This window comes from Pseudoalteromonas sp. MEBiC 03485 (assembly GCF_004195145.1).
In the GTDB taxonomy this organism is placed as follows: domain Bacteria; phylum Pseudomonadota; class Gammaproteobacteria; order Enterobacterales; family Alteromonadaceae; genus Pseudoalteromonas; species Pseudoalteromonas apostichopi.
In genome coordinates this window covers 3,127,212-3,142,088 of the sequence record NZ_SGBT01000001.1, presented here as the reverse complement: position 1 = coordinate 3,142,088, position 14,877 = coordinate 3,127,212, and the positions used below count along the sequence as shown (strand labels likewise).

12 protein-coding genes and 2 tRNA genes are annotated in these 14,877 nt (G+C 39.5%); 6 read left to right on the top strand and 8 right to left on the bottom strand.

Annotated features, from left to right (window positions below; genetic code table 11):
• Positions 1-393 carry a VOC family protein gene (locus EVU92_RS14520; protein ID WP_130051813.1) on the top strand — a complete coding sequence of 131 codons (393 nt, stop codon included), beginning with the start codon at positions 1-3 and terminating at the stop codon, positions 391-393.
• 16 nt (positions 394-409) lie between these two features.
• Here EVU92_RS14520 and EVU92_RS14515 read toward each other — a convergent pair whose 3' ends face one another.
• The gene (locus tag EVU92_RS14515; protein ID WP_130051812.1) at positions 410-1,399 is read right to left on the bottom strand and encodes a two-component system response regulator; all 990 of its coding nucleotides are present in this window, start codon (positions 1,397-1,399) and stop codon (positions 410-412) included.
• The gene (locus EVU92_RS14510) at positions 1,396-4,725 is read right to left on the bottom strand and encodes an MHYT domain-containing protein (RefSeq protein ID WP_130051811.1); all 3,330 of its coding nucleotides are present in this window, start codon (positions 4,723-4,725) and stop codon (positions 1,396-1,398) included. Before EVU92_RS14510 ends, EVU92_RS14515 begins: the two co-directional genes overlap by 4 nt.
• Positions 4,726-4,862: 137 nt before the next feature.
• On the opposite strand from EVU92_RS14510, the gene EVU92_RS14505 reads away from it, so the two are divergent.
• A complete protein-coding gene (locus EVU92_RS14505) occupies positions 4,863-5,933 on the top strand; it encodes a GGDEF domain-containing protein (protein WP_130051810.1) in 1,071 nt (356 codons plus the stop codon).
• Here EVU92_RS14505 and EVU92_RS14500 read toward each other — a convergent pair.
• Entirely contained in the window at positions 5,930-6,910 is a 981-nt protein-coding gene (locus tag EVU92_RS14500; RefSeq protein ID WP_130051809.1) for an ion channel, read from the bottom strand. The two genes, EVU92_RS14505 and EVU92_RS14500, sit on opposite strands and share 4 nt — an antisense overlap.
• Before the next feature lie 99 nt (positions 6,911-7,009).
• Here EVU92_RS14500 and EVU92_RS14495 point away from each other — a divergent pair, with 99 nt between their 5' ends.
• Positions 7,010-7,693 (top strand): SprT family zinc-dependent metalloprotease, encoded by a 684-nt coding sequence (locus EVU92_RS14495; protein ID WP_205987934.1) that lies wholly within the window; start codon positions 7,010-7,012, stop codon positions 7,691-7,693.
• A 68-nt stretch (positions 7,694-7,761) separates the two neighbouring features.
• Here EVU92_RS14495 and EVU92_RS14490 read toward each other — a convergent pair.
• Together EVU92_RS14490 and EVU92_RS14485 are read right to left on the bottom strand one after the other, a co-directional pair.
• Positions 7,762-7,846 (bottom strand) — tRNA-Tyr (locus EVU92_RS14490).
• A gap of 48 nt (positions 7,847-7,894) precedes the next feature.
• Positions 7,895-7,979 (bottom strand) — tRNA-Tyr (locus EVU92_RS14485).
• 112 nt (positions 7,980-8,091) lie between these two features.
• Here EVU92_RS14485 and EVU92_RS14480 point away from each other — a divergent pair.
• Positions 8,092-8,607 carry a VC2046/SO_2500 family protein gene (locus EVU92_RS14480; protein WP_130051807.1) on the top strand — a complete coding sequence of 172 codons (516 nt, stop codon included), beginning with the start codon at positions 8,092-8,094 and terminating at the stop codon, positions 8,605-8,607.
• Between the two features lie 150 nt (positions 8,608-8,757).
• On the top strand, positions 8,758-9,057 hold the full coding sequence (locus EVU92_RS14475; protein WP_130051806.1) for a DUF6172 family protein: 300 nt from the start codon (positions 8,758-8,760) through the stop codon (positions 9,055-9,057).
• A gap of 53 nt (positions 9,058-9,110) precedes the next feature.
• Here the strand turns inward: EVU92_RS14475 and EVU92_RS14470 are convergent, their stop codons facing one another.
• From EVU92_RS14470 to EVU92_RS14455, 3 genes are all read right to left on the bottom strand, one after another.
• The gene (locus EVU92_RS14470) at positions 9,111-9,551 is read right to left on the bottom strand and encodes a hypothetical protein (protein ID WP_130051805.1); all 441 of its coding nucleotides are present in this window, start codon (positions 9,549-9,551) and stop codon (positions 9,111-9,113) included.
• Between the two features lie 148 nt (positions 9,552-9,699).
• Positions 9,700-10,668 (bottom strand): cysteine synthase A, encoded by a 969-nt coding sequence (gene cysK / locus EVU92_RS14465; RefSeq protein WP_130051804.1) that lies wholly within the window; start codon positions 10,666-10,668, stop codon positions 9,700-9,702.
• A gap of 458 nt (positions 10,669-11,126) precedes the next feature.
• Positions 11,127-13,448 carry a carbohydrate binding family 9 domain-containing protein gene (locus EVU92_RS14455; RefSeq protein WP_130052305.1) on the bottom strand — a complete coding sequence of 774 codons (2,322 nt, stop codon included), beginning with the start codon at positions 13,446-13,448 and terminating at the stop codon, positions 11,127-11,129.
• A gap of 227 nt (positions 13,449-13,675) precedes the next feature.
• On the opposite strand from EVU92_RS14455, the gene EVU92_RS14450 reads away from it, so the two are divergent.
• Positions 13,676-14,827 carry a dicarboxylate/amino acid:cation symporter gene (locus EVU92_RS14450; RefSeq protein WP_054553767.1) on the top strand — a complete coding sequence of 384 codons (1,152 nt, stop codon included), beginning with the start codon at positions 13,676-13,678 and terminating at the stop codon, positions 14,825-14,827.
• Positions 14,828-14,877 lie beyond the last annotated feature (50 nt).

Genomic DNA, 14,877 nt, shown 5'->3' with positions numbered 1-14,877 from the left:
ATGGCTATTCCATCTTTATGTGGTGTTGACCATTGCCACTTAAATGTTGATGATTTAGCTAAAGCTGTTGGCTGGTATCAACAGGTACTTGGTTTTACCGTCGTTCCTGAGCTTGCTTTTTGGGATGAAGGAAAAGGTCCGTTAACCCTAGAAGATCAAGCAAAAACGATTCGTCTGGCACTGTTTGAAGCTGAGGGTAGAAGCAAGGGGATTGCTTTTGGCGCAAATGCAGCACAGTTTCTAGAATGGCTTGAACATTTAGCTCAATTTGATATTAAAACTGTTGTTGCCGACCATGGTGTTACTTACTCAATGTATTTTAAAGATTGTGCTGGTAATAGCCATGAAATTACTTCGCATGATTATGAAGCAATTAAAAAAGGCCTCAAATGAGGCCTTTAATTCGCCATTAGCTGGTATAAGTGTTTTTGATTTCTATGATGCTGCCTATTTGGCCGATAAATAAATCAACTAATTGCGGATCAAAATGCTTACCTGCCTCATCTTTTAATAAGTCGAGGGCTTCTTCAATCGACCAGGCTTTTTTATAGGGGCGTTTTGAGGTTAAAGCATCAAATACATCAGCAATAGCTACAATACGTCCTTCAATACTGATTTCTTTGCCTTTAAGGCCATACGGATAACCCGTACCATCCCACTTTTCATGGTGTTCAAGGGCAAGCTTATGAGCTAATTGTAATAGCGGCGAAGGTGAGTTTTCTAAAATCTTCGCACCTATTAAAGCATGTTGTTTCATGTGCTCGTATTCGTTTTCGTTTAAGCGCCCAGGTTTCAAAAGCACGGCGTCAGGAATACCGATTTTACCAACATCATGCATTGGGGCAGCCTGTTTAAGCTGCTCGGCTTCATACTCACTCATGCCATAGGCAAGGGCGAGTACTTTACTGTAGCGGCTCATTCTTGCGATATGCTCACCGGTGTCAGTGTCTTTATATTCGGCAGCTCGACCTAAACGTTGAATCAAATCAATATGAGCTAATTGCAGTTGCTCAGCTTGCACCAGGGATAAGTGATTTTTAACCCGAGCCCTGACAATTGCTGGGCTAATTGGTTTGGTAATATAATCGACTGCACCAAGAGCAAAGCCTTCAGATTCATCTTGTTCATGTGAAAGTGCCGTAACAAAGATAACAGGAATATGCGCTGTTTTAGGATTTGCTTTTAACACTTTACAGACTTCGAAGCCGCTCATATCGGGCATCATAATATCGAGCAAAATCAACTTAGGTGGTTCATTCTCAATAAGTTGAAGAGCAAGTTCCCCAGATTTAGCAAACGATAAGCGATAATCGTTAGCGAGTACTTCACGGATCACTTTTAAATTTGCAGGTTCATCATCGACGACCAAAATCTTTGCACGTTCTGAGAGTTGTGTCATAGGTGTTCCTTAGCAGCTTGGACTGTATGCTTTAAAGTTAATAAAGCGGTACTTGCTGCATCAAAGTCAAAGTTTTCAAAATGCGCACAAATTTCAACAACCTGCTCTTTATAGGTTGTAGGTGCTTGGGATTGCACCAGGCTTAATAAATCATCGTCTATTTCTGCATGCTCAGCTTGCTCTTGCAGTGTGTCAATTTGGCTAATAAATGCGTCCAATGACACTTCGTGTATACGTTGCTGTTGTGAACTGGGCTGCTGCTGATCTGCAAGCAATGCAATTAGAGTTTGCCATTCTTGTTCGCATTCGGCAATGAGTGAAGGGAAGCTTTCCTTTTCACGTTCTTTCTCAGCGTTTGATAACAAATATAATAATTTTGCCAGGGCTAAATTACCTGCGACTCCTTTAAGAGTATGCAAAATTAATTTTTGTTCGTTTTCACTGAGTTTTTGATCCTTCAGTCGTAGAATGCTCTGTTGATGATTGCTTAGGAATAAGCCAATTTCCATATTTAACTTCTCTTTGCTTCCCCACATCAAAACACCTTTGTCGTAGTTGATGTGTTTTCTTTCATCACGCATTTTATTACTAGTGACTTTATTTACTTCTAAACCAAGCACTTTCGCGATTTCATGGTTCAGCTGGTTAATATCAACAGGTTTATTTGCAAAACCATTCATCCCGGCTTGCTTTGTAGTAATTTTATCTTGTTGTAAAACACTCGCCGTTAAAGCGATGATAGGAGTAATTTTTAAGCATCTGACTTTTTCAATTTCACGGATTTCCTTACAGGCAGTTATTCCGTCACATTCTGGCATATGTATATCCATTAAAATCACATCAAAGTTTTGTTGCTCAAATGCAGCAATGGCTTCAAGGCCATTCTGAGCGGTAACTACTGTGTGCCCAGCTTGAGATAATAAAATATTGAGCAGCTCAATATTTTGCTCAATATCATCAACCACTAATATTTGAAGCTTTGGTAAATTCAATTGATTACAAGAAAATACATCTACTTTGTTAATATCACCCTCTTGCAAAGGAAGGGTGAAGTAAAAGCAACTTCCTTTTCCTTCTTCACTATTAGCATCAATTGAACCGCCCATTAATTCAACAAGCTGTTTACTAATAGTGGTGCCTAAACCTGTGCCACCAAAGCGGCGTGTCATAGTACCGTCAGCTTGTTCAAATGGCTGGAAAATAGCATCTAAGCGGTGCTTCGCTATGCCAATACCACTGTCTTGCACTTCAAAAAGTAATTGCTTATCTGGAGTTTGACTTACAGTAATCGTTACAGAACCTTGTTCTGTAAATTTAATGGCATTACCAATGAGATTATTCATCACTTGGCGAATTCGGGATTCATCGCCAATATAAATAGGCGCAACATTATCAGCGATGATCAAATCAAGCAGGATATCTTTTCGCTTAGCTTCGAGCCAAAAGGTCGATACGATGTTGTCGAGTAGCGCTTGTAAGTTAAAGTGCTCAGCGTGAATATCGAGTTTGCCTTTTTCTAATTTTGCAGAATCAAGGACTTCATTGAGTAAATGCAGCAGTGAGCGAGCTGATTTATTCACTGTAATAATATGCTTTTGTTGCTCTTTACTGAGTGGGCTATCCATTAATATGTCGCTAAAGCCAATTATTGCATTCATTGGTGTGCGTATTTCATGACTCATATTTGCCATAAATGATTGTTTTGCTTGTGCTGCAGCTTCAGCTTCTTGTTTTGCTTGTTTAAGTGACTCTTCATATTCGTGACGAGTAGTGATATCAATGAGTACACCATCGATCCACTTTTGGTCAGAGTCACTATTTTCGTTAATTGTTCCTTGGTCTAAAACCCACACAACTTTTCCACTTCGGTGGCGAATGCGGTATTCAACAGCATATTGGTTTTTTTCTGCTATGGCTTTTTCAATAACTTCATCAATATGCACTACATCATCATTATTAATGATTTGAGCAAATGTAACTGTGCCATTGGTAAACTCTTCAGGGCTATATCCTGTTAAGTCAGTAACACTTGGGCTTATAAATTTCATCGTCCAGTGTTCATCTAACAAGCAACGAAATACAGCGCCGGGGGTATTGTTCATTAACGTACGATATTGCTTCTCTTTTTCTTCAAGACTTTGCTGCAGTGCACGTTGCTCTGTAAGATCGGTTATGAAGCCAACAAATAGTGTTTCTGCATTAGGCTGTTTTACTTCACCAAGTCCTAGGCGAATAGGGAATAAGTGACCATCTTTATGTTTTGCATAGACATTTCGGTTAACGCCAATGACTTTTTTAACTTCATGCCTGCTACTATCAGCTAAATAATCATCGTGCTGAGCAGCAATATCGTCGTTCATTAATAGTTTTACATTTTTGCCTAGTACTTCGTCTTGGCGCCAACCAAAAATAGTTTCTGCTGATTTATTAAAGCTTAAAATAATGCCATGAATATTAATCGTGACGATGCCATCTATTGCAGTGCCTAAAATGGCATCTAAGCGCGACTCTTCTGCTGATTTTTCTGCAAGTAATAAACGAAAACGCACCATGCCATTAATAATCCCAACCAGAGCGGTTAATAATACGGTGGCAAATGAAACGCTAATGGCGATAAAAGTAAGTTGCGACGTTTGCACGTTTTCGGATAACAAAGGTGAGGTTGCGACAAAACGTGTTGCCGCCATGCCCATGTAATGCATTCCTGCGACTGCAAAGCCAAAAATAATGGCGCAAATGACACGGGTTTGTAGCATGGTTAGCTTTTTAAAATGTTCGCTAAGATGAAAGCGCGCATATAAGCCTACAAAAGATAAAGCAATTGCCACCACAATTGATGCTGCAAACCAAACTGGATCGTAGCGAAGTAGAGGGCTCATTTGCATGGCAGCCATGCCTGAATAGTGCATGGTTCCTATACCTGACCCTAGCAACACAGAAGCAATTAGAAGTTTAATTGTTTTTGGAATTTGCTTTAAATCTTTGCGTCTCAAAAATGAAAAAGCGGTGTAGCAGGCTAAAAATGCAGGTATGAATGAAAAAAATGTCAGAGTTGGGTCGTACTCAACGTTGGTGCACAAAGAAAAAGCTAACATACCAATAAAGTGCATGCTCCAAATCCCGCCTGACATAACCAAAGCACCGGTTGCACTGCCTAATTTTCGGTATGAATTAAAGTGAGTTCTGTTCGCTAAATCAATGATATGGAGTGAAAAATAAGCAGCAAAGATAGCGGTAGCAATAGAAAGTACAACTAAGCTTGGATCATAAACACCGCTGACAATTAGGCTGGGGTCTTGATTGGTAATAAAAAATTTTGCGAGCATAATATTTTTTTGAAACGGCTTATAAAGCTAGTTTAATACAAATTATTGTTAAATTAGAGAAAAACCTATCACTTAAGTACGTAGTATTGAAAACCTTGACTATATTTAATTAAAAAGGAGTAGTCCGAGGTGAGTAGATGAGAAGAACTGAGCAGACTTTAGTTGAGCAAATGCAAATTAATGATGTCGAAATTCAGCATAGGATGAGCTTATTGGGGCTGAGTTCAAACAGTCTCTCATCTCTTTTGAACTACAAACCTATTATCGAATCAGCCATCGAAAATGTAGTGAATGAATTTTATAAAAAGCAAACCGAAGTTGATGAAATTTCTTTATTAATTGGTGATGCGGATACTTTAACGCGACTAAGAGATGCGCAACGCCAATATATTATTGATCTATTTTGTGGTCGTTACGAACATGAATATGTTAATAACCGCTTACGTATTGGCATGGTACATAAGCGTATTGGGGTTGAACCAAAACTCTATTTATCGGCAGTGTGTACTTTAAAAGAACTCATTTTTAATGTGCTTAGGGCGACAATAAGCGATCAAGCTGAATTGAATCAAACGCTAAACATCATAGATAAGCTAATTTACTTTGATACCACCTTGGTCTTTGACACTTATATTGATAGTTTGGTGGGCGAAATTGAAAATGCGAAACGTCGCACCGAAGTTTACGCAAAAGGCCTCGAAGAAAAAGTTGCGCAGCGTACTCAAGAGCTTGAGAAGCTAGCGAAGCTTGACCCACTCACCAACCTATATAATCGCCGTGTCATGCAAGAGTTATTACAACGGGATCTTGCCAGAGCAAGACGGCACAAATCACCATTAACCATTGTGTATTTTGATCTGGATGACTTTAAGTCAGTAAATGATACGCAAGGGCATTTAAAAGGCGATGAAGTGCTTAAATATATAGGCCAATATTTACTTGAAAATATACGCGAGATTGATATTCCTTGTCGCTACGGGGGAGATGAGTTTTGTGTCATTTTGCCTGATTGCGAGATAGACAGTGGTGTTAATATTTGTGAAAAACTAATAGCTGCATTCGAACAACAGTACCCTGAGCTTCATTTAAGTTTTGGCCTAATAGCAGCACCACTTGATAGCACAGTAGATGCTGAGGAGTTAATTAATCGTGCTGATAAGAAAATGTATCAAGCGAAGGAGCATATAGGCTCATATATTATGCGCTAGCGGGTCATTCGCTTTACAAAGACAACAACGAACAAAGCAAGCGAGAAGCTGCCACAGAATGCTTCTATTGCTGCAATCAACCTTGAAAAGCCAATCGGAGTAATATCCCCATAACCAAGGGTTGTAAAAGTTACCACACTGAAATAAAAACTATTTAATAATGCCGATAAATTGCTTGTAAATGAGTTTTCAACGCTTAGTTGCATCACTGAATCTTGATAACTTACCCCAAATAAGAAATAACAAAAGGCACAGCAAATAATTAGTGACAAGCTAAAGCGAATAACATTCTCGGGTTTTTCTCCATAACCGCACAGCATGTCAATAAAACTTGAAGTAATTTGCTTGGTTGAACCTCTAGGGTACTGCGCATGGCGCATCCGTAATTCTTTGTATGTAAAGTTACCGGCTAGCTCAAATAGCCCTTGATGTTCTGAGGCTTTCCTTAAGTTTCGGTATATTTCTTCTGATTGTTCAAATAAGTCTCGGGCTTCTGCGAATTGTTTATTTTTACGAGCTTTAAATGCAGCCGCTTCTTGTAATAATTGATCGCCCAGTTCGATATTATCAATACGGCTGTCATTGAGTTTAATACCCAGTAGGTTGGTATTTTTTAAATCACAGTAATGCAAACTAGCGCTATGTAAATTGGCTTTCATCAATGAGGCGTTGGAGATTTTGTTATTAAATAAGTGAGCGCCCGTTAAATTCGCGCGGTAAAAATTACAATAAGAGAGATCATAGCCTTCTTCGTCATCCTGTTTGATTAAGTTTAGTCCTGAAAGGTTCGCTCTTTTCAGTTGCAGGCCTTCTAATAATCCCCCTTTTTTTGCATAGCGCTCTAATTTTTGGGTGAGGTCTAGCCCTGATTTATCAAATTTACTATCATGCCAAAAGCAAAATCCAGAGCCCATATCTGTTTCTTGGCACTTGTTACCTGTTGGTGAGGTATAACTACAACATGGTTTATCAGGCATAAGGACGAAAACTTATTTGTTAGTCATCTTTATAGATTAGCAGCTATTTAGCAGGGTAAAATGGAATCTCTCATTTTTATTAATTGAATTGGCTTATATTTGTTAGATTACACCTTAAAGCGCAGTAAACGCAGAACAACAGTTGCAATTAAAGTTGCTGAGCAGAAACTCACTGTTTATGCGCCTTTTTATGTCTCACAAACTGAGATAGATGGTTGGCTAAAGACAAAACAGGATTGGGTCGCAGAACAAATCGCGAGACAATCCTCACAAGCTGAACGACGTCAACTTCCTCTTGTAAACGCGACTATTAAGTTATTCGGTCAGAGTGTGCCGATAATTTTTGCTAAAGGCCCTAAAAGCACTTGGCAACAAGATGCACAATCTCGGCTCACTTTATCTATTTCATCACGGGTCAAATATCAAGAAGCTAACTACTTAGCTCTGCTAGAACGGTTTTTACATGAAAAGCTTGAGAGCTATATTGAAATGCGTGTTCATGACTACTGTTTGCAAATGACTGAAGCTTTACCTGCAAAGTTAAAGATTCAACATTATAAACGTCGTTGGGGCAGTTGTAATAAGCGCCGAGAGCTTGCATTTAATTTACATTTAGCAAGCGCGCCGACATGGGTGATTGATTATGTCATTATTCACGAACTTGCGCACCTCAGACATATGAATCATAGCGCTAAGTTCTGGCAGCGAGTGTGCCATTTTTATCCTGACTATAAAAAAGCAGAAAGTTGGCTAAAAGCAAATGGTAGTAGTTTGAGTTGGTAGCTTAAGTTAGCGAGAGTAAAGTTAGAAAGAGTAAAGTTAGAAAGAGTAAAGTTAGAAAGAGTAAAGAGTGGTGGAGGGAGCTGGATTCGAACCAGCGAAGGCTGAGCCGTCAGATTTACAGTCTGATCCCTTTGGCCGCTCGGGAACCCCTCCACACAGATTTTACTATTGCATTTGGCCCCACTTTTCAAATAAGAAAAGTGGTGGAGGGAGCTGGATTCGAACCAGCGAAGGCTGAGCCGTCAGATTTACAGTCTGATCCCTTTGGCCGCTCGGGAACCCCTCCAATGCAACGGCGCTGATAATAGCAAACTGGTTATTTAAGTAAAGAAAAAAACTAAAGAAAATTACATAAATGCCGATAACTGGTTAATCAAGAAACTATTTGGCTAAAGACTATGCAAATTGATGGTTTGTTGCTCACAGAGAGTCAACTCGATAATCGTCTAAATAAAAGTGTTCAAGAGAAACGCCCTGGGGAGTTTGCTTTATTACTAGCAATGCTTTCTCATGATGTGCTCGATTTTAGTCAGTTTCACCTACCAAAAACTGAATTAACCAACCCTGATGTGTCTGAATCTGTTCTGCGAACTGAATTAGGAGCAGGGCCAGCACAACCATTGGCACCTGAGCAGTTTGACATGCTGATTGGTCAAGAAAATGCTTACAGGCTATTGCAAGGTGGTTTATCAGATATCAGGTTGCGTCATTGCTTAAATCCTGAACCACTGAATATACGTGATGATAGGCAGCATGTGCCACTTGAAGTGATTGATAACTGTGAACCTGCAGTTAGAAAACGTTTTTACGAAAAGAATAAACCAGTTGAGCGGCCACAAATAGATGCAGCTGCCTTTTATGACAGCCTAAATGATGAAGCTATACATCAACCTCTACATTTAGCAACAGCCTAAGTATTAGCGGCTTAATCGAATTGTCATAGACTCTGAATAAACTATATTTAAGTAAAATGGCAAAAAGTACAGCTAAATTAAGATGTGCTTGTTATAATAGCAGCCTATGGCTTAATGCCATTGTCATTGAACCAAGTTACTAGGACTATAATGAAGAAAACATTCACGCTAAACCACGAGAAAATTAAATATCCTCGTATGGTTGATGCAGCCAAGCACGAAGTAAAAAAATACTTAAAACGTGAGCGTAATAAAACACTCCCAGCAGGTGCTGACTATTGGGCATTTGACTGTAAGTTTGGTGAGTCAGCGGATGAGGCCAATGTCGTTCACGTGGCAGAGATTAATAAGTGTATTAGCGATATCGAAGCTAAAGGGCTTACATCGTTTTACGTTGAGATCTTAGCGCGTCCTGCACAGCGTCAACATCAAGAGTTTGACGAAGAGTAATATCAATACTCTTATACTAAAAAAGGGCCATCAGGCCCTTTTTTAGTTTTAAATTAACGTGCAAATGGATCGGCATTAATTTTTTCTATGTACCATTTTCCTTTCTTACGTATCATTTTCACACTGCGCATATCATCAACTTTCTTACCATTAAAATAACCAGTAAAAATTAAATTGATATTGGCTTTATCGCCATATTGCTCGCGTAAACTCATATTGGTCATATCGACTTCAATTACGACTTCATCGTATTGCATATTGACAAGGTTACGAGCGAACTGCCCAGCAGTACCATAAGATTTCATAATACGCGCCATTTTTGGAGTGGAGTATTCCATGGCAAGATTCAAATCGTTTTGGTTATATAAGGCATCAAAATAGAGAGTAGCCACATTACCTGGCGTATTTTGTTCGCCTTTTGGAGCGTCTTCGGAGCCGCAACCGAAAAGGACGCTGCTACTTAACAGAATAAAAATTAAGAGTATATTTTTCATTTTTGTTGTTTTACGAGTGAACTTAATATTAAGTGTGTGACTAAATTAGCATGATGTAAAGTTAACTCGGTAAATTTATTGGTTTTATCTATTTTAGGTAATAAAAAAGGATGCATCTTTGCATCCTTTTTAGACAACTTAGTCGTTCTTACTGAACAAGCTCTTTATCGCTGAACTCTTCAGCGAATAATGGACTAGATAAGTAACGCTCAGTTGCACTTGGTAAAATTACCACAATATTTTTATCTGCGTTTTCAGGCTTTTCAGCAAGGCGTTTTGCAGCAACAACTGCAGCACCAGAAGAAATACCTACTAAAATGCCTTCATTTTTCATCAGTTCATGCGCCATTGCAATTGCATCTTCATTTGATACTTGCTCAGCGGCATCAACAACTTCTAAATCAAGGTTACCAGGGATGAAACCTGCACCGATACCTTGAATTTTATGAGGACCCGGTTTTACTTCTTCACCAGCTAAGGTTTGGCTGATCACTGGTGAGTTAGTTGGTTCAACAGCAACTGACTGAACATTTAAACCTTTTTCAAGTTTAAGGTAGCGGCTAACACCCGTAATAGTACCACCCGTACCAACACCTGCTACGAAGATATCGATTTTACCATCCATTGCTTCATAGATTTCAGGGCCCGTGGTTTCAAAGTGAATTTTCGGGTTTGCAGGGTTTTCGAATTGTTGTAGAAGAATGTATTTTTCAGGGTCACTTGCTTGAATTTCTTTTGCTTTCTCAATTGCGCCATTCATACCTTTAGCGCCATCAGTTAGAACTAGGTTAGCACCTAACGCTTTTAACAATTTACGACGTTCTAGGCTCATAGTGTTAGGCATAGTCAGTGTTAACTTATAACCACGAGAAGCAGCAACAAACGCAAGTGCAATACCGGTATTTCCCGAAGTAGGCTCGATTAACTCTTTGTCTTTGGTTAATACACCTGACTTTTCTGCTTCCCAGATCATTGAAGCGCCTATACGGCATTTAACACTGAAACTTGGGTTACGTGATTCTACTTTAGCAAAAACATTACCTGAGGTTACGCGGTTAAGCTTTACGATTGGAGTATTACCAATCGTTAATGAATTATCTTCAAAAATGTTAGACATAGTGTTCCCTTGGAAGCAATTTATTCAATCGTGATCGAATAGCTTAGGCTAGCGATCTGTAATAGTCACACTTTACTGTGGTGAATAAAAAACGAAAGTAAAGTTTGGCTATAACATATAGCGAATAGGCTTATATACCCAAACCATCTCAAGGTGCGAGTTTCAGTTGGAATTAAAAGCGACTTAGGCAAGGCATTGATTGCAAGTAATAGTGGTTCTATTGCTAAAATCAATAACGCAGTATAAATCGCTTTCAAACCAACCCGTCGGGCGCTTCACAGGCACTTACTCTCATCGTTGTTACTTCTTAAAAGGGACTGCCATTCTTGCAAAGTAACGCCTTGATATTAAGCACCTGTGAAACGCTGAATTCTGCATCTTGAGGTGGCTTGGGTATAGTTTAGGAATAAGCAAACAAAAAAAGGGGAGGGCGCACCAAAAGATGCGCTAATAAGGTATTAAAGCAACCAAGCGTAGCTAAATTTAGCAAACAACGTACGCTGCTCTTTAGTAATTGATGAAAGCTCATCATCTTGATAGCCATTATCAGAATAACCTGCAAAGAATACCGTTTGCGGGTTCAGCTTGTAAGAATACAGCAGCTGAGTGGCTAACTTTTTATATTGGCTATCTACATCATCAATGTAATTAGTCTGATTGCGCTCTAAATCGGTATAAATGACTGCAAGGCGTAAAAAGCTATTCACATTAAATTGGTAAGTTAAACGCACATCACTTAGGTTGGCGGTAAATACTTCACTGCCGTCGGCTTCAAGCTGCTCATAAGTATGGCGTAAACGCACTTCAAAATGCTTACCAAGGTTCATATTCAGCACAGGGCGTATATGGAACTTATCACCAACACGATTATTAGCTAAATCAACGGCATTACCTGTATACATATATAAAGAGGCAAATACCCCTGCGGTTGGTTTAAAGTCACTGTAAAAACCAACGCCATTTTCGCTAAACAAGTCAGTGTTACCATCAATATCTAAACGTGATTTATCGTGGCGAAGGCCGGTGCGGTTACGGTGCTCAACAGAGAGCTCAAAAAAGCTTTGCAACGGGCCGCTGACTGAAAAACTAGTTTGTGCTTCTTTTTCGAGAAGTTCATTATTTTCGTTGTGGGTAATATCCCAATCGGCGTAAAGGTTAGCGCGATTCCACCAATTGCCTCTATCGCCATACCAGCGGTATTCACCGCCAGTCGTAAACTTTTTAAAATCAACTTGTGAGATAAAGCCTAAGTCAGCTCTTAAATCAGCATCGCGATAATTATAGTCAGCAAAGGCACGCCAGTACTTCTCGTCGTGTTGATACTTTACGTAGTAGCCAGTACCTGATTGCTGTTCTTTACTTAAAACACGAAGTACGCCTTCGTTATAGTCGCAGTCACTATTTAATTCACAAATTACTTGCTCGGGCTGTAAGCAGTTATCACCATCACATAACTCGTCGATAAAATCTTGGCTGTATTGTGTTTGTGACTTTAATACTTGGACTAAGAAAACATCGTTCACTGTTGGCTTGTATTTACTATCAATACTGTAAACCGTGTTTTTATAATCATGACTTTGTCTGTGTGTTGCAGTTGAACCGAGCGATAACCCTGACTCAAAATCGTATCGATAACGCATAGCGCCATTTTCACTTTTCTCGTCAAGGGCAACAAGAGATGAGCCTAAATTGCCAGGAATCAACACATTGGTTTGTGTGTCATTGGCTATGAAGCCGGCAAATGTATGGCCATTTTTGCTGCCGGTGATCTTTGTTCCGTAATCTGGTTGGGCAATATTACGGGTATGAATAAGGTTGAGAGTTGAGGCAAAGTAGTCAGCGTTATCTAAAAAGAAGGCGCGCTTTTCAGGGAAGAACAAACTGAAATTATTGTTCACACTCAATTGTGCGACATCCGCTTCAACCTGAGAAAAGTCAGGGTTGATGGTCGCATTTAGGGTAATATCAGGAGTGATCCCCCATTTTACATCTAGGCTGGCTTCAGTATTGTTCTCTGACTCCCAATCATCAACTCGAGCGCCATCAATTTCGCGGGTCTCATTTTTGCCAAGCACCACAGATGGGATAATCGCCACGTTATTGCCTTGTTTGGCTTGTTCAAAACCTTGGTAACTTGGCATTTGGCAAATCCAACAATTGTTACCGTGGTCAATCTGCATATTAGAGATACGCAACCGTTCACTGCGCGGTAAAAAGCGTAAAAACTCCATTGCCATGGTTTTGCTTGCGACGCTGTCGTCAAAATTTAGTACGCGTAAGGGAATAGCAACTTCAACTGTATAGCCTTTATCATGGATAACACCGACGCTATCCCAAATACCGTCCCATGATGAGCTCTCATGTTTAGTTAGTTCGTTTTCTATTGAATCTTGCTGTACGCCAAGTGGGTTAATAAAAAATTGATACGCTAATTGAGAGTTATTGTATGAATCAATTTTTAGCCCGACTAAGTCATCATCCCAAGCTGCGTCACGGTCACGGTAAAAAGCACGAATAAGTTCTGGGTTAGGGTCGTTCGCTTCAAAACCTATAAATAACGTTTCGCCATCTTCATAGACATAAGCGTAGGTAGTAACAGGGCTCTTACTGTTCTCATAAGGCCAAGTGACGTTATCTATTGTAATTTTTTTTGCACGTTGCCAACTTGCTTCATCAAGCTTACCGTCAATTGTTGGCTGTTCTGCAATAAAAGGAAGGGTGATAGGTTGGCTGATGGCCAAGCTAGTAAAAGGCACACTCAACAGAGCGGCACTCAACATTGATTTATACATAAGCACTATATGGGTATTCAAAACTGCGAGCATGTTATTAATTTGCAACTTTGTTAACAAATGCAACGCGACAGGCCGCATATATTTACGTTCAAATTAGATTCTGCCAAGCTCTGGTGGTAAATTGCGCAGTTAAACGTTAATTTGGCTGTTTTATAACAAAAGTAAACTAAAACGTGGTAAAAGATTACCACCTAAAAATTGAAGTGATCGTTATGAATTTAATTTTAAAATTAATTGCTGGTATTGTTGCCGGTATTTTAGTGGGCTTGTATGTGCCACTAACAGGTGTTGAACTCCTTTACACAGTAAAAGAAATAATAGGTCAGTTGATCACCTTTACCATTCCGTTAATTATTTTATTTTTTATCGCATCAGGTATTGCTGGCTTACCAAAAGGGTCAGGCCACTTGTTAGGAAAAACGGTTGGCTTTGCATATGGTTCAACCGTTATTGCAGGTACCTTAGCGTTTTTACTTGTCAGCGCTATGATCCCATTGTTTGATGGGGGCTTAACGTTTGAAGCTGAAGTCGCCACAGAAGTGGGTAGCTTTATTGATTTAGAAATTCCACCTCTAATGAGTGTAATGACAGCTCTTGCTGCAGCATTCATTTTTGGTATTGGAATGAGCCAGTTACAGCTTGATACTTTAAAGAAAGTGTCTGATCAGGGCCGTGATGTTATTGATGGCTTACTAGCAAAAGTAATTATTCCAGCTTTACCTTTTTACATTGCTGGTGTATTTGCTGAAATGACAGTCGCTGGTACTGTGGTTGATACACTACAAACTTTTGGTATTGTTCTGCTGGCTGCATTAATTATGCATTGGTTATGGCTAACGGTTTTATATGTATCTACAGGACTGCTACTAAAGCGAAACCCATTAGAGCTTGTAAAAAACATGCTACCCGCGTATTTTACTGCTTTAGGTACAATGTCGAGTGCAGCAACTATTCCGGTTTCACTTCGCTCAAGTAAAGCAAATAACGTAAAAGAAGATGTTGCTAACTTTACGGTACCTTTATGTGCAACAATTCATTTGTCAGGTTCAACAATTACTATTGTGACGTGTGCGATGGCTGTGATGTTCTTATCTCCTAATATGGATGTACCATCATTGTTTGGTATGTTGCCATTTATTATGATGCTAGGCGTTGTAATGATTGCAGCTCCTGGTGCACCAGGTGGTGCTGTTATGTCGGCATTGGGCCTTTTAACAAGTATGCTTGGCTTTAATGAAGGCGCTGTTGCATTAATGATTGCACTTTATTTAGCACAAGATAGTTTTGGTACTGCCTGTAATGTAACAGGTGATGGTATCATTGCTTTATGGGTTGATCGTTTCAGCGAGAAAGCATCAGCTTAAAATTAATGAGTGGAACGATATTTTGATTTATCGTTTCACTTTTTCTGTGC

Excerpts from the sequence above, each read along its gene's own strand:
- EVU92_RS14480 (WP_130051807.1), top strand. The coding sequence starts at position 8,092 with ATGCAAATTGATGGTTTGTTGCTCACAGAGAGTCAACTCGATAATCGT.
- EVU92_RS14455 (WP_130052305.1), bottom strand. The coding sequence starts at position 13,448 with ATGTTGAGTGCCGCTCTGTTGAGTGTGCCTTTTACTAGCTTGGCCATC.
- EVU92_RS14520 (WP_130051813.1), top strand. The coding sequence starts at position 1 with ATGGCTATTCCATCTTTATGTGGTGTTGACCATTGCCACTTAAATGTT.
- EVU92_RS14475 (WP_130051806.1), top strand. The coding sequence starts at position 8,758 with ATGAAGAAAACATTCACGCTAAACCACGAGAAAATTAAATATCCTCGT.
- EVU92_RS14470 (WP_130051805.1), bottom strand. The coding sequence starts at position 9,551 with ATGAAAAATATACTCTTAATTTTTATTCTGTTAAGTAGCAGCGTCCTT.
- EVU92_RS14510 (WP_130051811.1), bottom strand. The coding sequence starts at position 4,725 with ATGCTCGCAAAATTTTTTATTACCAATCAAGACCCCAGCCTAATTGTC.
- EVU92_RS14450 (WP_054553767.1), top strand. The coding sequence starts at position 13,676 with ATGAATTTAATTTTAAAATTAATTGCTGGTATTGTTGCCGGTATTTTA.
- EVU92_RS14505 (WP_130051810.1), top strand. The coding sequence starts at position 4,863 with ATGAGAAGAACTGAGCAGACTTTAGTTGAGCAAATGCAAATTAATGAT.
- cysK (WP_130051804.1), bottom strand. The coding sequence starts at position 10,668 with ATGTCTAACATTTTTGAAGATAATTCATTAACGATTGGTAATACTCCA.
- EVU92_RS14515 (WP_130051812.1), bottom strand. The coding sequence starts at position 1,399 with ATGACACAACTCTCAGAACGTGCAAAGATTTTGGTCGTCGATGATGAA.
- EVU92_RS14500 (WP_130051809.1), bottom strand. The coding sequence starts at position 6,910 with ATGCCTGATAAACCATGTTGTAGTTATACCTCACCAACAGGTAACAAG.